Below are 22,523 nucleotides of genomic sequence, written 5' to 3'. Positions count from 1 at the left end.
AAATGGCTCTTATAGATTTAATTGAAGCTTCAAAAAAATTTGGAGACAAAATAGTTTTAAATGAAGTAAATTTTAGCGCAAACGAGGGAGAAAAGATTGCTATTATAGGCAAAAATGGAGAAGGAAAATCTACTTTTTTAAAAACGCTTTTAGGCACACTTCCTTTAGATAGCGGTAGAATAATAAGACAAAATGGAAAAAGCATAGCCATGCTTTCACAAACCGTTGATTTTAATGCAAATTTAAGCGTAAAAGAAGCCATCAAGCAAGAGCTTGTAGAAATTTACAATACCTTAGAAGAATATGAAATACTGCATAAAAAATTAGAAGAAGATCCTAGTAATAAAGATTATCTTCAAAAAATAGATACGCTTATGACTTTGATTGATAGTAAAGATGCTTGGAGTATAGAATCTAAAATAATACGCGTTTTAAAAGAATTTAGTTTACTTGAGTATGAAAATCGCATTATATCTACTTTAAGTGGTGGAGAAATACGCCGCGTTGGGCTTTGCATACTTTTACTAAAAAATCCTGATATTTTATTGCTTGATGAACCAACTAATCATTTAGATGTATATATGACAAGCTTTTTGGAAGAATTGCTAAAAAATTCAAAGATGTGTGTGATTTTTATTTCCCATGATAGATATTTTATTGACGCTATAGCACACAAGTGTGTAGAAGTAGAGCAGGGTAAGCTTAGTATTTTTAAAGGCGGATATGCAAACTATTTAGAGAAAAAAACACAAATTTTACAAAGCCTTACTAAGAGCCATGAAACTCTTTTAAAGCAATTAAAAAGCGAAGAAGAATGGCTTAGAAGAGGGGTTAAAGCAAGACTTAAAAGAAATGAAGGACGAAAAGAACGCATTTTTAAAATGCGTGAAGAAGCGAAAAAAAATCCTGGGGCAATCAAACGCTTAAAACTTGAAATTTCAAGAGCGGCTTTAAATTTTAATGGAGAAAAAACGATCAATCGTAAAAAAATGCTTTTTGAGCTTAAAAATATAAGCAAAAATATAAACAATAAAAATCTTTTTAAAGATTTTTCAACGCGTATTTTACAAGGTGAACGCATAGCTATCGTAGGAAGAAATGGTTGTGGAAAATCAACATTGTTAAAAATTCTTCTAGGGCAAATAAAACAAGATAGCGGTGAAATAAAACGCGGAGAGCTTAAGATAGGATATTTTGATCAGGCTAGAAGCTTGGTAAATTCTGATAAAAGCTTGCTTGAAATTTTTTGTCCCAATGGTGGAGATAGGGTTGAAGTTCGTGGTAAAAATATGCATGTTTATGGATATTTGAAAAATTTTCTATTTCCTAAGGAATTTTTAGATAAAAGCGTGGCTCTTTTAAGTGGCGGAGAGAAAAATCGCGTTGCTTTAGCCTTGCTTTTTATTAAAGAATATGATGTTTTGATTTTAGATGAGCCAACTAATGATCTTGATATAGCTACGATTAATATATTAGAAGAATACTTACTTAGTTTTGAAGGGGCTATTTTGCTAGTATCACACGATAGATATTTTGTTGATAAAATCGCAACAAAACTTTATGCTTTTGAGGGAAATGGATATATAAATATTTTACACACTCTTTATACTGAATATCTTGAAAATGAAAAAGAAATTGAAGAATTGGATAATTTTGCTTTAGAGCTTCAAACCCAAGAGCAAAATAATAACCAAAAAGAAAAAAGCTCCAAAAAATTGAGCTACAAAGAAAATGAGATATTAAAAAACCATCCTGAAAAAATAGATTTTTTAGAGCAAAAGATAGCTAAATTAAATCAAAATTTATCCGATCCAAATGTATATCAAGAAATAGGTATTAACAAGCTTTATCAAGAGCTTGAAGTAATGCAAAAAGAACTTGAAATTCTAGAAAATGAGTATTTTTTAGTATTAGAGAAAAGCGAGAATTTATAATTAAAGAGATTTTATATTTTTTATTCTATGGAGCGGGAAACGAGATTCGAACCCGCGACCCCAACCTTGGCAAGGTTGTGCTCTACCTCTGAGCTATTCCCGCAAAAAATAAGTGGTGCCCGAGGTCGGACTCGAACCGACACAAGGTTGCCCTTACCAGATTTTGAGTCTGGCGCGTCTACCAGTTTCACCACTCGGGCTCATTTTTAAGATTTAAAGCTAAAATTATACTTTTTTAGGCTAAAAAATACTTTAAAAATAAAAAGTATTTTCAAAAAGACAATATAAAATTATATAATTTAAATTTTTGGAACAGTTATTGCTTTTGTTTATTAGCAATGTTTGAAAAGATTTTAACTTTAATACTTTAGAGGAAAAAAATGAGAATTACAAATAAACTTAACTTCACAAATAGTGTGAATAATTCTATGGGCGGTCAAAGTGCTTTATATCAGATATCTCAACAACTTGCTTCAGGTTTGAAAATACAAAATTCATATGAAGATGCAAGCACTTATATAGATAATACGCGTCTTGAATATGAAATTAAAACGTTAGAACAAGTAAAAGAATCAACAAGTAGAGCTCAAGAAATGACTCAAAATAGTATGAAAGCTTTACAAGATATGGTTAAACTTCTTGAAGATTTTAAAGTTAAAGTAACCCAAGCTGCAAGCGATAGCAATTCTCAAACCTCAAGAGAAGCTATAGCAAAAGAACTAGAACGTATAAAAGAAAGCATAGTTCAGCTTGCAAATACCAGTGTTAATGGTCAGTATCTTTTTGCAGGTTCTCAAGTTGCAAACAAACCTTTTGATTCTAATGGAAATTATTATGGAGATAAAAATAATATTAATGTAGTAACTGGAGCTGGAACTGAAAGCCCATACAATATACCAGGTTGGGATTTATTTTTTAAAGCAGATGGAGACTATAAAAAACAAATAAGCACTAATGTTAGTTTTACAGATAATCGTTGGGATTTAAATAAAGACCCTGATAAAACCAAATATCTCACAGGAGATTCTAAATGGCAACAACTTATCGGGCAAGGTTATGTAAAAGATGACAAACTAGACCCCGATAAAGACTTTGATAATGATGAATTAAAACTTAATTTTCCTCCAACAACTCTTTATGTTCAAGGTACAAGACCCGATGGAACAAGTTTTAAAAGTGCTGTACTCGTCAAACCCGAAGATACTTTAGAAGATGTAATGGAAAATATTGGAGCTCTTTATGGTAATACTCCAAATAATAAAGTAGTAGAAGTAAGTATGAATGATAGTGGTCAAATTCAAATTACAGATCTAAAGCAAGGTAATAATAAACTCGATTTTCATGCTGTAGCTTTCACACCACAAGCTGATGATAAAACTGAATTAAATAATATTATCCAAGCAGCACAGAATGAAGGTATTACAATGGAAGATGTTACAAACAGGGTGATGACTGCTGCGCTAGGAAATCCCAATAATGGAGATATAACAAAATTAAACAACCCTGTAACTGTAACAATCAACAATCAACAATTCACAATCGATTTAAAACAAACTGATTTTATCAAAAGTAAAATGACAGATACAGATGGAAATGCCACCAATGGAGCTGATTACGATAATGTGTATTTTGAAAAAAATGGCAATACTGTTTATGGTAATGTTTCTCAAGTTATCAAAGGAAACAATGCTTATGCCACTGATTCAACCAAACTTAGCGAGGTAATGGCAGGAGATAGCCTAAATGGTACTACTTTAAATTTAAAAGTCAATTCCAAAGGTGGAAATTCTTACGATGTTACTATAAATTTACAAACTTCAACTGTAAGCTATCCTGATCCTAATAATCCAGGTCAAACCATAAGCTTTCCTATTATGCATACTAATCCTGCAACTGGAAATAGTGGAGTTGTTACAGGATCAAATGATATTACTTATGGTCAAATTAATGATATTATAGGTATGTTTGCTGCAGATAAAATTCCTACAACAACCATACAAGTCAATAATGGTCAAATTAATAATGCAGATTATACCCAAATACAACAACTCATGAAAGATTCACAAGCTACTGTTGATGTAAGTATGGATTATAAAGGTCGTATTAGTGTTACTGATAAACTTTCTTCAGGCACTAATATAGAAATTTCTCTTAGTGATTCTCAAAGTGGCCAATTTCCAGCACCTCCTTTTACCATAACTTCTACTGTGCAAAATGGTCCAAATTTTAGTTTTAGCGCGAATAATTCTTTAACTATAGATGAGCCAAATGTGGATATTATTAAAGATTTAGATTCAATGATTGATGCTGTTTTAAAAGGCAATATGAGAGCAGACTCCGAAAGTGAAAACCCTAGAAATACAGGTATGCAAGGAGCTTTAGAAAGACTTGATCATTTAGCAGATCATGTTAGCAAGCTTAATACAACTATGGGAGCATATCATAATACTATCGAAGGTGTTAATACACGCACATCCTTTTTAAGCGTTAATGTCCAAAGTATAAAATCAAATGTGATTGATGTAGATTATGGTGAGGCAATGATGAATTTAATGCAAGTTCAACTTGCATATCAAGCTTCTCTTAAAGCTAGTACAACAATTTCTCAACTTAGCTTATTAAATTATATGTAAAATTTTTTATGGTATAATTTGGCTTTGATTTTATTTTCAAGGAAAGAATATTAAAAAAGAAGCCATTTTTACCAGCTCCACGCTTGTTATTTTTTATCTTTGTCTTTGTATGCTAGCACCTGGCATGGGAGAATGGGTTTACAAGGCTAATTTATTTTTATTTGGAGAATTTGGGTATTATTATCCATTTTCTTTGCTTATATTAAATTATCTCTACTATAAAAAAAAATATAAAATAGAAAATTTTAAGCGTAGGGAGCTTTTTGGTTTTTCTTTGGCCTTTTTTTCTACCTTGCTTTTATTTTCTGTCTTTTATAGAGAGTTTGGGTATATTTTAGAAATTGTATATGGATTTTTTTCTATAATCTTAGGGCGTACAGGGAGTGGAATTTTTGCTCTTTTACTTCTACTATTTTCTTTGGTTTTATTGTTTCCAAAATTTGCAAAAGAAATTTTAAAAATAGAATTAGATTTTACTTATTTATTAAAAATAGAGCAAGCTTTTAAATCTTTACTTATGCGTGTATTTGGTGGAGAAAACGAGAAAGAAGATGTAGGTAAATCAGAACCTATAGCTCCAAAATTAAATATTTTGCAAGATAGTATTTATGGAAATTTACAAATAAACAAAAAAAGGGAAACCAATAACTTAGAACAGATAATTAAAGATAGCAATATCAATGCAAGTAAAAATTCAATTACCACGGCCAAGGAAAATTTTGAAAAACTAAAAAATCAAATTTTAGATGAAACCATAGAGATTGATAAACAAAGTTTAAAAGAATCAAGAAGTTTTGTTCATGAGTATTCTCAACAAGTGCGAAATTTCGCACAAAAGGCTAGTAAAATGAGCATTAGTCTTGATGAAGATTTTAATTTTATTTCAGAAGAAGAGGTAGATATGATTCCTGAACGTTTTTTAAAACCTAAAAAACTTGAAGATATAAAGCAAATAGATACAAATAAAAATTTAGATGAGCCAAGTTATAAACGTAAAAATATTGAAATTCCAGTTTCTAATCAAGAAGTTAAACCAAAAATTTTTACAAAAGAGCTTGAACTTAGAGAGAATTTGATAAAAAAAGAAAAACTAGAACAAGAATACAAAGCCTATCAAAATGAAATTTTAGAAAATAAAGTAAAACAAGAAATTAAAAAATTAGAAGAATATGATGCGATAAATTCAAGCGATATTATAGAAGGGAATAAATATAGTTTTAATAGCCCAAAAACAATTAAAACAGAAACAGAAGAATCAGACAAAATAAATGAAAATAAAAATCTAGATAAAGCAGACAATATCTTTGGATTTGCTCCCATTGTAGAAGAGTTAAATCATCCTTATATAGAACCTACTCCTATAAAAAATATAAATGAAATAGTTATAGAAGAAAAAAATACACTCGATTTTATCCAAAATACAGAAACTAAAATCGATAATGAAAAAACAAATGATCAAGAAGTTAAACTTCAAAAAGCAGTTTTAGCCAAAGAAATTGCTATTAACCAAGCTTTATTGCGTGAAATAGAGCAGGGCGAAGTAGAAAAACCAAAAGATTTCACCTTGCCGCCATTAGATTTTTTAGCTAATCCAAAAGAACACAAACAAGAAATCAATGAAAGTGAAATAGATAAAAAAATTTATAATCTTCTTGAAAAATTGCGTCGTTTTAAAATAGGCGGCGATGTTATAAGCACTTATGTTGGTCCTGTGGTAACTACTTTTGAATTTCGTCCTAGTGCAGATGTGAAAGTAAGTCGTATTTTAAATTTACAAGATGATTTAACTATGGCTTTAATGGCAAAATCAATCCGTATTCAAGCTCCAATACCAGGAAAAGATGTTGTAGGTATAGAAGTTCCAAATGATGAAATTCAAACCATTTATTTAAGAGAAATTTTACAAAGTGAAGTTTTTAAAAACGCTAAAAGTCCTTTAACCATAGCTTTAGGTAAAGATATAGTAGGCAATGCTTTTGTAACCGATCTTAAAAAACTTCCGCATTTACTCATCGCAGGAACGACAGGTAGTGGTAAAAGTGTGGGGATAAATTCTATGCTTTTAAGTCTTTTATATCGCAACTCTCCAAAAACCTTGCGTTTGATGATGATAGATCCTAAGATGCTTGAATTTAGCATTTATAATGACATTCCTCATCTTTTAACTCCTGTTATCACAGATCCAAAAAAAGCAGTCAATGCGCTTTCAAATATGGTAGCTGAAATGGAAAGACGCTATCGCTTAATGGCTGATGCAAAAACCAAAAATATAGAAAATTACAATGAAAAAATGAAAGAATTAGGCGGAGAAGAACTTCCTTTTATTGTAGTAATTATCGATGAACTTGCTGATTTGATGATGACTGCGGGTAAAGATGTAGAATTTTATATAGGAAGACTTGCGCAAATGGCAAGAGCAAGTGGAATCCACTTGATTGTAGCTACACAACGACCTTCTGTTGATGTTGTAACAGGACTAATTAAAGCGAATTTACCAAGTAGAATTTCTTATAAAGTAGGGCAAAAAATTGACTCTAAAGTTATTTTAGATGCTATGGGTGCTGAAAGTTTACTTGGAAGAGGGGATTGTTTATTTACTCCTCCTGGAACAAGCTCTATAGTGCGTTTGCATGCGCCTTTTGCAAGCGAATTTGAAATAGAAAAAATCGTGGATTTTCTAAAGGATCAACAAAGCGTAGAATATGATGAAAGCTTTTTAAAGGATCAACAAAGCGTAGGTGTTACAACAAATGAAAGCTTTGATGGGGAAGTAGATGAGCTTTATGAAGAAGCTAAAAGAGTAATCTTAGAAGATGGAAAAACAAGCATTTCTTATTTACAACGCCGTTTAAAAATCGGCTATAACCGCTCTGCAAATATTATTGAACAACTTACGCAAAACGGGATTTTAAGCGAACCTGATGCCAAAGGACAAAGGGAAATCTTGTAAGATTTTTCTTGTGTTTTTGATATATAAAACTGATTACAAAAGAAGAAATTTAAAAGGCAAAAGCCCCGTAAAAAGGGCTTAAAAATTATTTATCTCTAAGATTTAATTCAGTAATTAACTTACTATAAGAATTATAATCTTTTCTTTTAAGATAAGATAAAAGTCTTTTTCTTTGACCTACAAGTTTTAGAAGTCCTAATCTTGATGAAAAGTCTTTTTTGTAGATTTTTAAATGTTCTGTAAGTTCTGCAATTCTTGCAGTTAAAAGAGCTACTTGAACTTCTGTTGAACCAGTATCACCTGGTTTTTTAGCGAATTTCGCAACTATTTCTGCTTTTTTGGCCGAATCCAAAGCCATGATAGACCTCCTGATTGGTAAAATAATAAAATTAAAGAACTGTAATTTTATCTTAAAAAGCAAAAAATAAACTGAATTTATCTTTTTTAGAAGGTTTTGTCAAAATTTAAGTCTTTTTCTAAGAATTATTTATTATAATTACAGCTATTTCTGTAGTTATAACAAGGAGAATCTGTGCTATTTACCAAAGCTAGCGAATACGCTTTACTTTCTTTAATTTATATTTCTCAAAAAGAAACACCTCAAGATGTAGATTCTTTAGCTTTAGAGCTTGATATTCCTAAAAGTTTTTTAGCTAAAATTTTACAAACTTTAGCTAAAGATGGCTTGTTAAAATCCTTTAAAGGGGCAAAAGGTGGTTTTGTTTTAATCAAAGAACCAAGTCAATATACTATAAAAGAAATTGTTAATAGTGCTGAAAAAAAGGATATCAGTGTATTTGAATGCAGTGGTGGCACTTGTCCAAATAATAAAGAAGAAAATTGCACCTTAATGCCTATGTTAGTAAATTTACAAAATAAAGTAGATGAATTTTTAGATTCTATTACTTTAGAAGATATTATGAAAAATAATGGCAAAAAATAAAATAGTCGATTTAGTTTTTCCTTTCTTGGGGCCTTTAATCGCTCCTGTTTTAAAAGCTAAAAGCTTGACTATTGTTGGTTTTTTAGTTTGTATTTTAGCTATTATTATAGTTCCTTTACCAAGCCCTATTTTGGACTTTTTCTTGGCTTTAAGCATAGCTTTATCGGTATTAATTATTTTAATTTCTATTTATATACCCAAACCGACAGATTTAACAACTTTTCCAACTTTAATCTTGATTATCACTTTATTTAGGCTTTCATTAAATATAGCTACCACAAGGATGATTTTAAGCGAAGGGCAAAACGGCCCTGAAGCTGTGAGTGAGATTATAGCAGCATTTGGAGAATTTGTTGTTGGTGGAAATATGGTCATTGGCGTGATTGTATTTTGTATTTTAGTATTGATTAATTTCATGGTTGTAACAAAAGGTAGTACAAGGGTTTCTGAAGTACAAGCAAGATTTACACTTGATGCGATGCCGGGTAAACAAATGGCTATTGATGCGGATTTAAATGCAGGACTTATTGATGAACAAACCGCTAGAGCAAGACGTCAAGAAGTTATTGCTGAGGCAAACTTCTATGGTGCAATGGATGGTTCTTCTAAATTTATCAAAGGAGATGCTGTTGCAGGAATTATCATAACTATTATAAATATCATAGGTGGTTTTTTAATAGGATCTTTTCAGCACGATATGGCTTTAAGCGATGCTGCTTCTACCTATACTATTTTAACCATAGGTGATGGACTTGTATCTCAAATTCCAGGGCTTATTACTTCTACTGCAACCGCTATAATTATCACTCGTGCAAGCAAAGATGAGGAAAATTTTGCAGAAGGAACTTTAACTCAACTTTTAAGCGAATATCGCACGCTTTTAATAGTAGGTTTTGTACTTTTTATCTTTGCGTTAGTGCCTGGTTTGCCAACTTTATCCTTGGGCTTTATGGCTTTAGTATTTTTAAGCCTTGGCTATCTTACCAAGCAGGTTAAGGAAGGTAAAATTGATATAACTACAGTTACAAAAAGCAAACCAAGTGCCGCAGTTGCATCTCAAAGTGGAGCAGGTGGGACAACGGCAGCGCCTGCTAAGAAAAGCGAAGAAGAAATTCTCAAAGAAGAAGAGCACAAGATTAACGATATACTCAAAGTTGAAATTTTAGAACTTGAACTTGGATACGGACTTATTAAGCTTGCTGAAAACGAACTTACAGAAAGAATTCGCTCAATGAGAAGAAGTATTGCTGAAAGTTTAGGATTTTTAATGCCAAAAATAAGAATAAGAGATAATTTAAGACTTAAACCAAATGAGTATAGTTTTAAACTCAAGGGCGTGTCTATAGCAAGTGCTGAAATTTATCCGGATAAATATTTAGCCATGGATAGTGGTTTTATCACAGAAGAGATAGAAGGGATTGCTACAAAAGAACCCGCTTTTAACTCTGATGCACTTTGGATTGATGCGAATTTAAAAGATGAAGCAACATTAAATGGCTATATAGTAATAGATCCTGCAAGTGTTATTTCAACACATATGAGCGAACTTATCAAAGCGCACGCAAGCGAACTTCTCACACGCCAAGAGGTACAAAATCTTCTTGATAAGGTTAAAAATGATTATCCAATCATCGTAGAAGGTGCTTTAGGTGTTGCACCTGTAAGTCTTATTCAAAAAATTCTCAAAGACTTGCTTAAGCATCACATACCAATTAAAGATATGCTTACTATTTTAGAATCTGTAAGCGATATAGCAGAAGTAAGCAAGAGTTTTGATATGATTATTGAACATGTAAGGGCGTCCTTAGCTAGGATGATTACAAATATGTATTTAGATGATAAAGGAAATTTGGATATTTTTATCTTAGACTCTGCTAGTTCTGCGGTTTTAATGGAAAATGTACAATTTAGAGATGGAAGTTATCACTTGCCTTTAAGTGTAGCTCAAACAGGTACTTTAGTAGATACTCTAAGGGCTGAAGTTGCCGCAGTAGCAAATGGTCGTATCAAGCCTTTTATACTTTGCGTTGAACCGCAGCTTAGAAAATTCATTGCTGATATTTGTTATAATTTTAGCATTAATATAGTAGTGTTAAGTTTTGCAGAAATTGCAGAAAATACAAATTTTAATACCGAGGGTATTATTAGGATAGAACTTTAAGGAATATAATGAAAATTTATCATCTTTCACATACAGATCTTGATGGCTATGCTTGTCAATTTATAGTAAATTTTTATTTTAAAAATGTGAAATTTTATAATTCTAATTATGGTAAAGAAATTAATGAAAATTTTAACTCTATTATAGGTGATATAGAAAAAGATGAAAATTTCGGAAAAGCTATTATTCTAATAACAGATTTAAATTTAAATTTAAATCAATGCGAAGAATTTGAAAAAATTTGCAAAGAGAAAAATACTAAAATTTTTCTTCTTGATCATCATCAAAGTGGCGAAGAATGTGCTCAAAAATATTCTTGGTATTTACTTGATTCTAAAAGATGTGCAACTAAAATCGTTTATGATTTTTTCTCTAAAATCTGTACTCCTGTTTTAGAACTTTCAAAATTTGTTGATGTGGTTAATGCTGTTGATATTTGGCTAAGCGAGGATGAAAATTTTGAACTTGGAAAGGTTTTTTTAGGCTTGATTGCCAATGCAAAAGAAATAAATCGTGTAATGTTTAAAGAATCTCAAATTGATTATATGTTTTTCTTGCTTGATAAGGCTTGGAAATTTATAGGAAAAGAAAATGCAAATATTTTACTCGATAATGCTACTCATTTTATAAAAAAGGATTATTTTGCCAGAAAAAATGATGATACTCTTTCTAATTTAATTTCTTATTTTGTAGTTGAAAAACTAAGTGAGCTAAAAGAAAATTTTAGCATAGAATATGAAGGCCATAAAGGCATCTTAACTTCAAATATAGGCAATACTTCTGTTATTGGAAATGATTTTTTAGTAAAAAATCCTGATTATGACTTTTTTATTGATGTTAGTTCTAGAAAAACCTTAAGTTTTCGTGCAAATGGAAAAATAGATGTAAGTTTAATGGCTAAAAATTTAGTAGGTGGTGGCGGACATAAAAATGCTAGTGGTGGACTTTTTGTGACATTTAAAGATGGAGCAAATTATAATTATATTAAGGCTCAAATTATTGATTTAATTAAAAGCAAAGAACTTAAAAAGGAAAACAATGAATCAAAACAATAATAAAACCTTAAAAAATGAATTAGAAGATTTGCAATATGAGCTTAGTATAGTTTTAGAAGCTATGCTTTTATACGCTGGAGTTAAAAGAGAAAAATTAGAAAATGCAATAGAAGCTTATATTGATAATATAGATAATGTACTCGAAAATTCCAACAAAGAAGGGGTTGATGAAATTTTAGAAGTGGTGGAATTTCTAAAAAATAAATACAAAGATTTTTTTCAATGAAAAAGTATATTTTAATTTTTTTTAGTTTATATTCTTTAAGTTTTGCTAATATTTATGAAAAATTAAATGATTTTGCTTATGAAAAAAAACCGAATAAAGATTTTAAGATTCAAGAAGTTAAATTAGTGCAATTTTCACAAGAAAATAAAGATTGCCTTGAACTTTTAATAGAAGCCAGTCAAGTTAGAATTTTAAATAGCTATAATTCTTGTCAAAAATTATCTAAAGATGAAAGTTTTCAAAAATTTCTTAATGAAGATTTTTTAAAACTTTATAAAAATAATGGATATTTGATTAATGAAAATTTACAAAATTTGAAAAATACCATGCAGGATATTATGATATATTATAAACTCCGATATTCTTTTAGTAAAGATGTAAAAGATATGAGTAAAAATAAGAATTTGGATATTTTAAATATAGATGAAAAAGATGGTGGCACTTTACTTTACAAAATCAACAATCAAGCTTGTGTTGGAATAGAACTTACAAGACATGACTCAAGAATGGCTATGAAAATATACGGGATAGAAAATTTGGATAAAGAGTGCAAACTATTTATCCAATCACCTTCTTTTAAAGATCTTTCCTGCACAAAAAAGGATTTTAAGTGGTATTATTTAGAATAAATAAATGCTTTAATTTTTAAATAAAAATTTTTAAAAACCACACTTAAAGTAAAAGTATCTTGCCTTCCAAGATTTTGAAAAACGCAGTTGTCTAAGTCTTTTTTTTCTTGAATGCTTAAATTTTTCATTAACCTAACCTTTAAAAATATTGCAAGATTTTATTATAGCGAAAAAACTTTATTTTTGCTTTAAATATATAAGTTCTATTTTAAATATAAACGAATATTATTTTAAGGTTTAAAGCTTTTTTCTTAAAATGTAATTAGGTTTTATTGACTTTTTCTAAATAAAGTCTTATACTGAATTTAAATTACGCAAAATAAGGAGGGAAATTGATGAATAAATTTTCTATAGTTTTAACTTTGTTGTTATGTGGAAGTTGTGCTTTAACCTTAGATCCAAATTTGGAAAAAACTAAGAGTGCAACAGGTATTGATCTGCCTACTGCCAAATGGAATTTACCTAAGGAATTAAATGAAGATGGCACTATAGATGAAACTAAAATGCCAAAAAATTCAGAATATAGCAAAATGGTTATTTTGGGAAATAAAATTCTTAATGAAACAAGCAAATATGTGGGTCCACAAGCCAAAGATCCTAAAAAAAGATTTGCGGGAAATAATCTTTCTTGTTCAAGCTGTCATGCTAATGGTGGAAGTGTGCAAAATCAATCGGGTTTTGTAGGAATTTGGGCAAGATTTCCACAATATAATGCAAGAGGAGATAAAGTAATTACCTTAGCAGATAGGATCAATGGCTGTTTTGAACGCTCTATGAATGGCAAAAGAATGCCTAGTGATACACCTGAAATGAAAGCCATGCTAACTTATATGCAATGGTTATCTCAAGGAGTTCCAGTAGGAGCTAAGATAGAAGGATAGGGACTTAAGAAGATAGATTTCATCTTAAGAGCAGCTGATCCTAAAAAAAGGTAAGGCAATTTATATGGATAAATGTGCCGTTTGTCATCAAGAAAATGGCTTAGGGCTTAAAAATGAGGATAGCACAGGGGCGTATTATCTTTATCCACCACTTTGGGGTGATGATAGTTATAATACAGGAACTGGAATGTATCGTCTTATCAAAGCTGCTTCTTATATTAAAGAAAATATGCCTCAAGGTGCGCCTGACTTAAGTCTTGAAGATGCTTATGATGTAGCAGCTTACATGAATTCACAAGCTTGTCCTATTAAAGCAAATAGAAATAAAGACTTTCCAGATAGAAAGGTTAAGCCTTTAGATATGGATGTAGGACCTTATGATGATAGCTTTTCTACAACCCAACATCGCTATGGACCTTATACAAATATGATCAAAAAATAATTTTTAAGGCAATTTTTATTGCCTTAAAAATTTATTATTTCATATTACTTAATTTTTTAACTAGATCTTCTAAATCTTGCATCGAATTGATTGCACTTGGGTTAATTTGATATTTTCCATTAACAACAAAAGCAGGGGTGCCATAGGTTTTAGCTATATCATTAGCTCTTTGAAACTCGCTTAAAATTTCTTTAGCTTTTGGGGTATTTAAAAAATTTAATACTTCATTTTTATTTACATTCATAGCCTTTAAACCTATGTCGTAAAATTCATCTAAATTTGAAAGATTTCTTTGCTTGTTTAAAAAATAAGAAACAAAATAAACATCAGCAAGTTTATAAGATAAACTATCAGAATAACTCGCGTCTTTACCATTTTGTTCATCTTTATATTGAGCAAAGGCAAAAAGCTCATTCATTTCTTTGGAAAATTCCCCATTCATTAAACTTACAGGATAGAGTTTAAAATGTAAATTTGGAAAAGCTTCTCTCAGTTTTTCAAGGGTTCCAAATTTATGATGATTGTAACAATGTATACATTTATAAGAAAATGCTTCTATTACACTATTTTCAGAGCTAGGTAAACTTGGATTAAGAGTAATAAAACTATTATTTGCTAATGCAAAACTTGAACAAAATACAAGCGTTAAAACAAATTTGCAAAAAAATTTACGCATATTATATCCTTGGTTAAATAAAATTTTCAAAGATAATTTTATTTAAAAAAAATAAATAAACCCAAAAATAAATTTGGGCTTATTTATTTTTTAGGATTGAATGCTTGATCAACACTAAAAGGCATTGCTTGATAACCCGTGCCTGAACCGCTGAATTGAATTTGAACCGAAGACTCCTTAGCGCCCCAGTTAAATTCATCAATTTCAGGTTTTGGTTCTCCAAGACTTACACCTTTACTAAGATTAAAAGCCATTCCAGCGTTGCACTATAAACCATAATAGAATCTTTATCTGGTTCATATTGAGTTAAAGAAGTTACAGGATAAAACCATTCATTGTCATTTTTATCTACAGGTTGCAATAAATATTTTTGAAATTCTTTATTCCACCCTTTATATGCGCCCAAATTCCTGCCTATACCTGCTATATCTCCAAATTTGTCGCTTTCATCCATTTTGGCAAGTTCTTCATCGCTTAAAGTTTTACCCGCTTTGCTTGCATCTATATTTAAACACACTGCACTTTGATCTAAAGCTTTGATAATAGTACTTCTATAAGGATCTAAAATCTCATACAATCTCTAATCATCAACAACATTACCATTCTCATCTACCTCTACAATAGTATCACGCACAGCGCGTACATGCTTACTATCTTGGACGCAAAGTATTTGTTGAAGAAATAATGCCCATTTTTTGCATATTGTCCATAGCATGAGAAAAAATCTATATAGACAGCAGGTAATTTGCGATTGAAAATTTCTCTTTCTAAGATATCGTATTTTATATATCTTTGACCAAATCCCCAAGTTAAAGCTCCATCTTTGTTTTGACGAAAACTCATCATAATTCCACGATTGTAAATATTGCCCCAGTTCATTAGTTTATTGTTATCATAATACCATCTGATTTCACCCTTGGTATCTTATGATAAAGACATTTGAATTTTTATCCCATTCCATAGCACCACCTACAAGATTATTCCATACAGATTATGAGTCTTTGCCAGATTATTTTCCAGGAGCATTATTTACTAAATATAGCCTATCTGAAAATTTTGGATCCATTTTTAATACTTTCACATTTTCAAAAAAGAGTTCCTCTTTGATCAGTGCCTTCCGCTTGGTTCTATGCTAGCCCATGGAGTTGTAATTTTATAAATCTCATCAATGACTTTTTGACTTTTACCATTTGCGGTTTTAGTATAACTTACCTTTACTATAAGAAGGATAAAGTCCAAAAATAGGAATTCCACCATACGTCTTAGCCATTTTAGAATTCACATTATAAGAAATAGTTTGACCGTTTGGTTTAGGAACAATAGTTACTTTTATATCACTTAAGACATAGCCATTATCCATAATAATAGCGGTCAAAGGAGACAATCCATAAGGATTCATTTTAATCGCACCTATTTGTCCTTGAATTTGCCAATCTATTTTTTCACTCCACTAGGACCACCCATGGCTATTAAAGCATTAGGTGCAAGTAGGGTAGAACCCGCTAAAAGTGCCATGCAAAGAGTTTTGATAAGTCTCATGATCAATCCTTTAAAATTATTTAAGACATCCTAAAATAGCTTAATAAAATTTTAATAATACGCAACAAAAATAATTTGTTGCGTATTTTAAGAGTATCTTAAAACGACTTGATTTAAACTAGCTATATTTTGATTCGGATTTTTTGATTCGCCTATAAATTTAAGCACCAAAACCAAAGCAACAATCACCAATGCAAAAATTTTAGCATTAGGTTTATTTTTATCTAAAACATAGGCTATAAACATTGCAAAAAGCACGACAAAACAACATAAAAATGCTATAAGACAGCAGATTGCCATATTCATAAACTTTAAACTAGGAATCAAATACCAACCATTACTATAAAGCCCATTTTCAAAATCAGGTGGAGTTCCTATAAAAAATTTTTGAAAAGCATTAAGATGATTATAAGCATTTTCTGGAACTACAGGGGTATCCATCCCGCATTCTCCTGTTGGCAAAAACCAACTAGGAGCCCATTTATACAAAGGTAAATTAAATGGATAAATAGGAATTTCACGACATCCATCTACGCCTGCAAAAGGATTTTCAGAATGAACCACTTCATGGATATGATTTAAAGTTAGACAATGCTCCAAGCCAAGCCAAATTCCATAAAAAGCTAAGCTATAAGAAAAAATTTTTATAATATTATTTGCAGGGTTGATTAATGCAATCATACCACCTATAGCCATAACAAGCATATCAAATCTTATATACACACATTGTTCACAAGGTTTCATAAAAAGATATTCTTGAAATAAAAAATGTGCTATACAAGTAAGCCCTATAGTAACTATAATCAAAATCAACCAAGGTTTGCGCGTATCTTGCCATTTGGAAAGTGAAAAATTTCTGCAATTATCTTTCATTTTTATATAACTCATTTTTGCTTGCTAAGTTCTTTAGTAATTTCAATCAAAGCCTCTGGAGAGTTGATTGCACTTGGAACGATTTGATATTTTCCATTAACAACAAAAGCAGGGGTGCCATAATTTTGCGAAATAGGATTGGCAATTTCATAACTTTTTAAAAGCTCTGCAGCCTCTGGAGTTTTTAAGAAATTTTCAAAATCAGCTTTACTTACATTCATTGCTTTTAAACCGACACTATAAAAAGCTTCAGGATTTTTACCATTTTCCCATCTTTGTTTTTTCTTAAAATATGCATTAAAATAAGCTTCAGCAACTTTATGAGTTAAGCTATTTTTATCCGTAGGATCAATTTTATTTACACCATCCTTAAATGTCGCAAAAGCAAAAATTTCATTAGCTTGCCTTCCATAATCTCCCATAGAACTTACAGGATAAAATTTATAAGTTAAATTAGGTAATTTTTCTTTAACTTTACCCATGGTATTAAATTTGTGATGATCATAACAATGAGTACAGTGATAAGAAAAAATTTCAATCAATGAATTATCAGCGTTAGCAATAGGATTTTTAAGAATTACATATTCTTTACCTTCACTTAATGCGCTAGCACTTATACCTGCTAAAAAAGCACATACAACAATAGATCTTGCTAATTTTACTGGAAATTTCATTACCCTCTCCTTGAAATTTGGTTTTGATAAAACTTTTTATTAAGTTTTTATGTAATAACTATTATAAAACTATTAAAATAAAAATATTCTTAAAAAATGTTATAACTAAGAATATTTACTTTAACTAAAAATCAAGAATAGGGGATTAAAAAATTTAATGCACAAGTTATCATTTTTATGTATATTTTGATAATAATATAAAATAATTTAATTTTTAAATATTCTTTATAGTTTTCAAGAAAAGTAAAATATAATTTTAATTTACGAAATAAAATTATCAATTTTTTACATTATATTTTATGGATAAGTTTATTTCACTCAAAAGGTAAAATCATAAAAGTATGTAAAAACAGTAGCTTAATCTATATCAAAGTAGAATAATCCAGGTGTATATAAAAAAGTTTGAAAATTACAGTTTTCAATACAAAATTATAAATTTTATATATTTTTACCTTTTATCATATCTTTTTATGATTGATATAAGATTTATTTAATAAAAATATTTTAATCTTTTTGCCTTGCATATAAAAACAAACTTTTTCCTAAAAAAGCTTTTTTTTACTAAGTTAATACTAAAATACCTTTTCTAGTTAAAAAGCTAAAATTTTAGATTTAGGAAAAGTTTTTATGAAATACCCTTTAGATTGTGAAGAAAATTTTGAAAAATCATTCTTATTTTGGTTAGCAAAATATGTAAAATTTAAACTCAACTCACTATCTAACAAAGAGTTAAAAAATCCACAAGCTTTAGCAGAAGTTAATTTTGCTCTTACAAAAGGTGTAAAAAATATTGATGAACTTGACGCTCTAGCAAAAAAAGCAAGAAATGCTGGTTTAAGTGGAGTTAATACTTATTTTAATCCTTTAAAAAAAGTATTTGAATATTTAAATTTTTATAAGCTTTACTCTTTAAAACAGATTGATGAAGAACTCATTGTAGAAGTTTTAGCAAGTATAACAGGTGCTTTATCAGATGCAAGCAAAAAAAATTACCGTATTGCTGTGATTAATTTTTTTGATTTTTTAGACAAGCAAAATGAAGAAGATGAAAAAGCACATATTTTCGATATCAATCTTAAAAACTGGGCAGGTATAGCAGGTTCTAAAGGGGTAAAATTACCTGAATTTATGAGTGAAGAAGAGCTTAAAAAATTTCTTGATGCTATTGAAAATGCAGATTTTAAAAACAATACCATACGCAATAAACTTATTATTAAAATCATCATTTTTACAGGCATACGGGTAAGTGAAGCTATCAATATCAAAATGGGTGATATTAGCGAAGAAAACGATCTTTATATCATAAGAATAAGAGCTAAAGGCAATAAATATCGTGTTGTAATGATAAAAAAAGAACTTATTTACGATTTGCTTAAAAATGTAAGTATTAATTATATGAGTAAAGACGCCCTACTTTTTGTCAATAAAAAAGGCACTCCACTGACTCAATCTTATGTCAGTCGCATAGTAGAACAGCTTTTATTTCGTGCAGGAATTCGCAAACAAAAAAATGGTGCTCATATGTTGCGTCATACTTTTGCCACCCTGCTTTATAAAAAGCAAAAAGATTTAGTTTTAGTTCAAGAAGCTTTAGGGCATGCAAGTTTAAATACCTCAAGAATTTACACTCATTTTGATAATGATAAATTAAAACTTGCCGCACAGGTTGCAAAGGAATTAAGTGACTCTTGAAAACTATGCTGTTTTTGATAAATATTTTTACCATGATTTAAAACACACTTTAAAAGCCTTTAACCACAAAGAAAGTAAAAAGTGCTTTAAATTTATAGAAAAATATAAAAATGATTTTTATATTTTAATGCTTGCTGATTATGAGCTATATAGATATTTTCAAGATAAAAATTTCACAAGCAAAAAAGCTTATTTGTCTATATTTGCTTTTAAAAAAAGAAAAAAATTTCAAAAAGAAGATATCGATGAAGAAAAATTTATTCCTGAATTTATAAATTTTTTAGATCAAGATAATTACAAAGAAAATTTCATCAAGGTTAAAGAGGCAATCTCTAAAGGAAGAGTTTATCAAATCAACCTTACTCAAAATTTTAAATTTCATAGCAAAATGGATTCTTTTGAACTTTTTAAACTTTTGCTTTCTAGACAAGATACTGAATTTAAAGCTTTTATAAAAGATGAAACAAGAGAAATTTTATCCTTTTCTCCTGAACTTTTCTTCAAAACCAAAAAAAGAAAAATATTTACAAAACCTATGAAAGGCACAATTAAGCGTGATAAAGATCCTATAAAAGATGAAGAAAATAAAATTTTCTTGCAAAATGATACAAAAAATCTGAGTGAAAATGTTATGATTTGTGATCTTTTACGCAACGATCTTTCAAAAATCATCACAAAAAAAAGCTTAAAAACCAAACTTTTTGAAATTCAAAGTCACCCTACTTTACATCAAATGACTTCAAGCGTACAAGGAAAACTTAAAAAAAATATTTCTTTATATCAAATTTTTAAAGCTCTCTTTCCTTGTGGTTCTATTACAGGTGCTCCAAAGCTTGAAAGCATTAAATTTATTGAAGAATTAGAACAAAGAGATCGTGGTATTTACTGCGGAACTATAGGTTTAATACACAAAAATAAAAATAAATTTAGCGTAGCCATACGCACCTTAGAAAAACAAGATGAAATTTATACTTATAGCACGGGTAGCGGCTTAGTTTGGGACTCAAAATTCAAAGATGAATTTGAAGAATTAAAACTTAAAAGTGCAATCTTAAATCCTTGTGATTTTTATCTTTTTGAAACCATGTATTTTAAAAATTCTCAAATTTTATTTTTAAAAGAACATTTATTAAGGCTTATAAATTCAGCTCTTAAATTTAATTTTAATACTCACAAGCTCTTTAAAGATTTTTATAATGTTTTAAATCAAAAAAGTTCTTATAAAGAATATCAAAATTTTACACTTTTTAAACTCGATGAAAAAAATTTCCACAAAAAACACTCTTTATTTTATAATTTTCCCCTACCCTTTAAAAATCCACATAAAGAAGGAATTTTAAAGCTTATTTTATACAGAGACGGAAGATACGAATTTCAACAAAGTGCCTTAAAACAAAATTCAAACGATATTTTGCTTTTAAGTGATGATAAAATTAACTCAAAAAGTGACAATCTCTATCACAAAAGCTCTTTACGTAGTTTTTATAATCAACACTCATACAAATGGCAGCAAAACTTGTGTTATGACATAGCTTTTTTTAACGAAAAAGATGAACTTTGCGAAGGCTCAAGAACCAATCTCATCTTAGAAAAAAACGCTCAATTTTATACTCCACAAATTCAAAGTGGTATGTTAAATGGCGTATATAGAAATTTCTTAGTCAATCTTGGTTTGATAAAAGAAAAAGCATTATTTAAACAAGATTTATTTGAAGCAGAAAATATTTATTGCATTAATTCCGTGCGTGGTTTAAAAAAGGTAAAATTACAATGAAGAAAATTTTATTTATAGATAATTATGATTCTTTTAGTTATACCATCATCTATTATCTTAAAGAACTTGGTTTTGAATGTAAAGTGATAAAAAATGATGCCTTTAAAAAAGCTAAAGAATTAGAAAAATTTGATTTTACTCATCTTATCATCTCTCCTGGCCCTCATTCTCCTAAGGAATCTAAATTAAGTTTAAAAGCAATCAAATATTTTAAAAAAAATAAAAAAATTTTAGGTATATGTTTAGGACATCAGTGTATAGCTGAAGTTTTTGGCGGCAGGGTTTCTAAAATGCAAAATCCCATGCATGGTAAAATTTCTAAACTTTATTTTAAAAAAGATCCTATTTTTAAGGGTATTAAAAAAGAAATTGAAATTTGCTTATATCATTCTTTACACATCAGTTCTATGCCTGAAAAATGCAAAATTTTAGCTCATAATTCAGAAAATATTATTATGGCAATTAAACATAAAAAATATCCTATTTATGGATTGCAATTTCACCCTGAAGCGGTTTTAACTCAAAAAGGCAAAAAAATACTTAAAAACTTTATGAAGCTTTAGTCTTTTTTGCATTTAAAATAACACTCAATATAATCAAAACAAAAGCAAAAATATCAAGCAAGCTATAACGGGTTTTTAAAAATAAAAAACTCATTAAAGCAGCTGCTACAGGTTCTATGGAGGCAATCATACTGGCTCTTAGAGCGCCTATATATTCCACTCCTTTTAAATACAAACAAAAAGCCCCTATAGTTCCGATAAAGACAATCCCGCCCATAGAAAAAAATGCTTTTAAGTTAAAAGCATAGTGAATTAAACCCTTATCAAATTGCAAGATTAATAAAAATACAAAAGAAGCAAAAAGACTCGCCCAACCCATTATCCAAAAAAGACCATATTTTAATATCACTTCTCTAGCACTTAAAGAATAAAAAGCAACTCCAAAAGCTCCTATAACAGCCCAAAAAATACCCCAATAATTTAAAACCACCGCTTCAATATCTCCTTTAGTTGCAAGTAAAAACAAAGCAAAAATAATCAAAATCAAAGCAAAAATTTCTATCAATTTAGGAAATTTTTTATTTTTAAAGCACAAATAAAGCATTATAATTAAAGGTGCACAATATTGTATCATAGTTGCAGTTCCAGCATCGGTATAATAAATAGCCTTAAAATAACCAAATTGTGTTAGCAAAAGCCCAAAAAATCCAAATATACAAATACTTAAGCTTTCTTTTAAATTTGCAAAAACTAAAATTTTTTGAGTTTTAAAACTTAAAAAAATTAAAATTAACCCTGTAGATAAAAGCCTATAAAAACAAACCCAATCTACGCTATAATTATTTTTAAAAAGGTATTCAGCTAAAACACCGCTAATAGCCCAAAAAATACCTCCCAAAAGAACTAAAAATACGCCCATTGCAAACCTTAATAAAAAT

Annotated in this window: 23 protein-coding genes and 2 tRNA genes; 13 read left to right on the top strand and 12 right to left on the bottom strand. The window is 29.4% G+C overall.

Features of this window, described 5'->3' with window-relative positions; genetic code table 11:
* Positions 1-2: 2 nt before the first annotated feature.
* Entirely contained in the window at positions 3-1,934 is a 1,932-nt protein-coding gene (abc-f, locus tag AJ882_RS00720) for a ribosomal protection-like ABC-F family protein (protein WP_011049804.1), read from the top strand.
* Between the two features lie 28 nt (positions 1,935-1,962).
* On the opposite strand, the gene AJ882_RS00715 is transcribed toward abc-f, so the two are convergent.
* Both AJ882_RS00715 and AJ882_RS00710 read right to left on the bottom strand, forming a co-directional pair.
* A tRNA-Gly gene (locus AJ882_RS00715) sits at positions 1,963-2,037 on the bottom strand.
* 10 nt (positions 2,038-2,047) lie between these two features.
* Positions 2,048-2,134 (bottom strand) — tRNA-Leu (locus AJ882_RS00710).
* Positions 2,135-2,314: 180 nt separating this feature from the next.
* Here AJ882_RS00710 and flgL point away from each other — a divergent pair.
* Both flgL and AJ882_RS00700 read left to right on the top strand, forming a co-directional pair.
* The gene (gene flgL / locus AJ882_RS00705) at positions 2,315-4,567 is read left to right on the top strand and encodes a flagellar hook-associated protein FlgL (protein WP_011049803.1); all 2,253 of its coding nucleotides are present in this window, start codon (positions 2,315-2,317) and stop codon (positions 4,565-4,567) included.
* Positions 4,568-4,676: 109 nt separating this feature from the next.
* Complete coding sequence (locus AJ882_RS00700; protein ID WP_041176765.1) at positions 4,677-7,517, top strand: DNA translocase FtsK; 2,841 nt, start codon at positions 4,677-4,679, stop codon at positions 7,515-7,517.
* A gap of 85 nt (positions 7,518-7,602) precedes the next feature.
* Here AJ882_RS00700 and rpsO read toward each other — a convergent pair whose 3' ends face one another.
* Entirely contained in the window at positions 7,603-7,875 is a 273-nt protein-coding gene (rpsO, locus tag AJ882_RS00695) for a 30S ribosomal protein S15 (protein WP_002852579.1), read from the bottom strand.
* A 174-nt stretch (positions 7,876-8,049) separates the two neighbouring features.
* Between rpsO and AJ882_RS00690 the strand changes: the two genes are divergently transcribed.
* From AJ882_RS00690 to AJ882_RS00670, 5 genes are read left to right on the top strand one after another with little or no spacing between them, the layout of a single operon-like run.
* Positions 8,050-8,460, top strand: coding sequence for an Rrf2 family transcriptional regulator (locus AJ882_RS00690; protein WP_002852609.1), 411 nt, complete (start codon positions 8,050-8,052; stop codon positions 8,458-8,460).
* Positions 8,447-10,621: a flagellar biosynthesis protein FlhA gene (flhA, locus tag AJ882_RS00685; protein WP_070279628.1), complete on the top strand. Its 2,175-nt coding sequence runs from the start codon at positions 8,447-8,449 to the stop codon at positions 10,619-10,621. The genes AJ882_RS00690 and flhA overlap by 14 nt, the downstream gene beginning before the upstream one ends.
* 8 nt (positions 10,622-10,629) lie before the next feature.
* Positions 10,630-11,676: a DHH family phosphoesterase gene (locus AJ882_RS00680; RefSeq protein ID WP_011049801.1), complete on the top strand. Its 1,047-nt coding sequence runs from the start codon at positions 10,630-10,632 to the stop codon at positions 11,674-11,676.
* Positions 11,660-11,902: a hypothetical protein gene (locus AJ882_RS00675; protein WP_002852415.1), complete on the top strand. Its 243-nt coding sequence runs from the start codon at positions 11,660-11,662 to the stop codon at positions 11,900-11,902. The genes AJ882_RS00680 and AJ882_RS00675 overlap by 17 nt, the downstream gene beginning before the upstream one ends.
* On the top strand, positions 11,899-12,531 hold the full coding sequence (locus AJ882_RS00670; RefSeq protein ID WP_011049800.1) for a hypothetical protein: 633 nt from the start codon (positions 11,899-11,901) through the stop codon (positions 12,529-12,531). Before AJ882_RS00675 ends, AJ882_RS00670 begins: the two co-directional genes overlap by 4 nt.
* Here the strand turns inward: AJ882_RS00670 and AJ882_RS09415 are convergent.
* Entirely contained in the window at positions 12,519-12,659 is a 141-nt protein-coding gene (locus tag AJ882_RS09415; protein WP_002852524.1) for a hypothetical protein, read from the bottom strand. The two genes, AJ882_RS00670 and AJ882_RS09415, sit on opposite strands and share 13 nt — an antisense overlap.
* 207 nt (positions 12,660-12,866) lie before the next feature.
* Here AJ882_RS09415 and AJ882_RS09515 point away from each other — a divergent pair, with 207 nt between their 5' ends.
* Both AJ882_RS09515 and AJ882_RS09510 read left to right on the top strand, forming a co-directional pair.
* Positions 12,867-13,412, top strand: a complete 546-nt coding sequence (locus AJ882_RS09515) for a c-type cytochrome (protein WP_014517247.1) — start codon at positions 12,867-12,869, stop codon at positions 13,410-13,412.
* Between the two features lie 64 nt (positions 13,413-13,476).
* Positions 13,477-13,854, top strand: a complete 378-nt coding sequence (locus AJ882_RS09510) for a c-type cytochrome (protein ID WP_002867466.1) — start codon at positions 13,477-13,479, stop codon at positions 13,852-13,854.
* 34 nt (positions 13,855-13,888) lie between these two features.
* Here the strand turns inward: AJ882_RS09510 and AJ882_RS00645 are convergent, their stop codons facing one another.
* From AJ882_RS00645 to AJ882_RS00625, 7 genes are all read right to left on the bottom strand, one after another.
* A complete protein-coding gene (locus AJ882_RS00645; RefSeq protein WP_014517246.1) occupies positions 13,889-14,530 on the bottom strand; it encodes a thiol:disulfide interchange protein DsbA/DsbL in 642 nt (213 codons plus the stop codon).
* 83 nt (positions 14,531-14,613) lie between these two features.
* The gene (locus AJ882_RS09505) at positions 14,614-14,784 is read right to left on the bottom strand and encodes a hypothetical protein (protein ID WP_228568083.1); all 171 of its coding nucleotides are present in this window, start codon (positions 14,782-14,784) and stop codon (positions 14,614-14,616) included.
* A complete protein-coding gene (locus AJ882_RS09500; protein WP_250482763.1) occupies positions 14,757-15,107 on the bottom strand; it encodes a hypothetical protein in 351 nt (116 codons plus the stop codon). Before AJ882_RS09500 ends, AJ882_RS09505 begins: the two co-directional genes overlap by 28 nt.
* Before the next feature lie 38 nt (positions 15,108-15,145).
* Positions 15,146-15,409 (bottom strand): aryl-sulfate sulfotransferase, encoded by a 264-nt coding sequence (locus tag AJ882_RS09495; protein WP_237973203.1) that lies wholly within the window; start codon positions 15,407-15,409, stop codon positions 15,146-15,148.
* A 319-nt stretch (positions 15,410-15,728) separates the two neighbouring features.
* On the bottom strand, positions 15,729-15,929 hold the full coding sequence (locus AJ882_RS09490; protein ID WP_032597555.1) for an aryl-sulfate sulfotransferase N-terminal domain-containing protein: 201 nt from the start codon (positions 15,927-15,929) through the stop codon (positions 15,729-15,731).
* 227 nt (positions 15,930-16,156) lie between these two features.
* Positions 16,157-16,957, bottom strand: coding sequence for a protein-disulfide oxidoreductase DsbI (gene dsbI, locus AJ882_RS00630; RefSeq protein ID WP_002867468.1), 801 nt, complete (start codon positions 16,955-16,957; stop codon positions 16,157-16,159).
* Positions 16,954-17,616 (bottom strand): thiol:disulfide interchange protein DsbA/DsbL, encoded by a 663-nt coding sequence (locus tag AJ882_RS00625; protein ID WP_002860520.1) that lies wholly within the window; start codon positions 17,614-17,616, stop codon positions 16,954-16,956. Before AJ882_RS00625 ends, dsbI begins: the two co-directional genes overlap by 4 nt.
* Before the next feature lie 627 nt (positions 17,617-18,243).
* On the opposite strand from AJ882_RS00625, the gene AJ882_RS00620 reads away from it, so the two are divergent.
* Genes AJ882_RS00620 through AJ882_RS00610 form a run of 3 tightly spaced genes read left to right on the top strand, consistent with a single transcriptional unit; the run spans position 18,244 to position 21,645 of the window.
* Entirely contained in the window at positions 18,244-19,308 is a 1,065-nt protein-coding gene (locus AJ882_RS00620) for a tyrosine-type recombinase/integrase (protein WP_002860519.1), read from the top strand.
* Positions 19,298-21,082 carry a bifunctional chorismate-binding protein/class IV aminotransferase gene (locus tag AJ882_RS00615; RefSeq protein ID WP_070279627.1) on the top strand — a complete coding sequence of 595 codons (1,785 nt, stop codon included), beginning with the start codon at positions 19,298-19,300 and terminating at the stop codon, positions 21,080-21,082. The genes AJ882_RS00620 and AJ882_RS00615 overlap by 11 nt, the downstream gene beginning before the upstream one ends.
* Entirely contained in the window at positions 21,079-21,645 is a 567-nt protein-coding gene (locus AJ882_RS00610) for an anthranilate synthase component II (protein ID WP_004315489.1), read from the top strand. Before AJ882_RS00615 ends, AJ882_RS00610 begins: the two co-directional genes overlap by 4 nt.
* On the opposite strand, the gene AJ882_RS00605 is transcribed toward AJ882_RS00610, so the two are convergent.
* Complete coding sequence (locus AJ882_RS00605) at positions 21,632-22,504, bottom strand: DMT family transporter (RefSeq protein WP_011049795.1); 873 nt, start codon at positions 22,502-22,504, stop codon at positions 21,632-21,634. The genes AJ882_RS00610 and AJ882_RS00605 overlap by 14 nt on opposite strands.
* Between the last annotated feature and the right edge of the window lie 19 nt (positions 22,505-22,523).

Origin of the sequence: Campylobacter sp. BCW_6461, from assembly GCF_001762735.1 — a bacterium.
Taxonomy (GTDB): Bacteria; Campylobacterota; Campylobacteria; order Campylobacterales; family Campylobacteraceae; genus Campylobacter_D; species Campylobacter_D jejuni.
The sequence above is the reverse complement of the archived record's forward strand: the minus strand, read 5'-3'. Positions and strand labels throughout refer to the sequence as shown.

What these genes read in the sequence shown, in the direction of transcription:
- abc-f (WP_011049804.1), top strand. Translation starts at nt 3, where the DNA reads ATGGCTCTTATAGATTTAATTGAAGCTTCAAAAAAATTTGGAGACAAA.
- flgL (WP_011049803.1), top strand. Translation starts at nt 2,315, where the DNA reads ATGAGAATTACAAATAAACTTAACTTCACAAATAGTGTGAATAATTCT.
- AJ882_RS00700 (WP_041176765.1), top strand. Translation starts at nt 4,677, where the DNA reads ATGCTAGCACCTGGCATGGGAGAATGGGTTTACAAGGCTAATTTATTT.
- rpsO (WP_002852579.1), bottom strand. Translation starts at nt 7,875, where the DNA reads ATGGCTTTGGATTCGGCCAAAAAAGCAGAAATAGTTGCGAAATTCGCT.
- flhA (WP_070279628.1), top strand. Translation starts at nt 8,447, where the DNA reads ATGGCAAAAAATAAAATAGTCGATTTAGTTTTTCCTTTCTTGGGGCCT.
- AJ882_RS00680 (WP_011049801.1), top strand. Translation starts at nt 10,630, where the DNA reads ATGAAAATTTATCATCTTTCACATACAGATCTTGATGGCTATGCTTGT.
- AJ882_RS00675 (WP_002852415.1), top strand. Translation starts at nt 11,660, where the DNA reads ATGAATCAAAACAATAATAAAACCTTAAAAAATGAATTAGAAGATTTG.
- AJ882_RS00670 (WP_011049800.1), top strand. Translation starts at nt 11,899, where the DNA reads ATGAAAAAGTATATTTTAATTTTTTTTAGTTTATATTCTTTAAGTTTT.
- AJ882_RS09415 (WP_002852524.1), bottom strand. Translation starts at nt 12,659, where the DNA reads ATGAAAAATTTAAGCATTCAAGAAAAAAAAGACTTAGACAACTGCGTT.
- AJ882_RS09515 (WP_014517247.1), top strand. Translation starts at nt 12,867, where the DNA reads ATGAATAAATTTTCTATAGTTTTAACTTTGTTGTTATGTGGAAGTTGT.
- AJ882_RS09510 (WP_002867466.1), top strand. Translation starts at nt 13,477, where the DNA reads ATGGATAAATGTGCCGTTTGTCATCAAGAAAATGGCTTAGGGCTTAAA.
- AJ882_RS00645 (WP_014517246.1), bottom strand. Translation starts at nt 14,530, where the DNA reads ATGCGTAAATTTTTTTGCAAATTTGTTTTAACGCTTGTATTTTGTTCA.
- AJ882_RS09505 (WP_228568083.1), bottom strand. Translation starts at nt 14,784, where the DNA reads ATGGCTTTTAATCTTAGTAAAGGTGTAAGTCTTGGAGAACCAAAACCT.
- AJ882_RS09495 (WP_237973203.1), bottom strand. Translation starts at nt 15,409, where the DNA reads ATGAACTGGGGCAATATTTACAATCGTGGAATTATGATGAGTTTTCGT.
- AJ882_RS09490 (WP_032597555.1), bottom strand. Translation starts at nt 15,929, where the DNA reads ATGAATCCTTATGGATTGTCTCCTTTGACCGCTATTATTATGGATAAT.
- dsbI (WP_002867468.1), bottom strand. Translation starts at nt 16,957, where the DNA reads ATGAGTTATATAAAAATGAAAGATAATTGCAGAAATTTTTCACTTTCC.
- AJ882_RS00625 (WP_002860520.1), bottom strand. Translation starts at nt 17,616, where the DNA reads ATGAAATTTCCAGTAAAATTAGCAAGATCTATTGTTGTATGTGCTTTT.
- AJ882_RS00620 (WP_002860519.1), top strand. Translation starts at nt 18,244, where the DNA reads ATGAAATACCCTTTAGATTGTGAAGAAAATTTTGAAAAATCATTCTTA.
- AJ882_RS00610 (WP_004315489.1), top strand. Translation starts at nt 21,079, where the DNA reads ATGAAGAAAATTTTATTTATAGATAATTATGATTCTTTTAGTTATACC.
- AJ882_RS00605 (WP_011049795.1), bottom strand. Translation starts at nt 22,504, where the DNA reads ATGGGCGTATTTTTAGTTCTTTTGGGAGGTATTTTTTGGGCTATTAGC.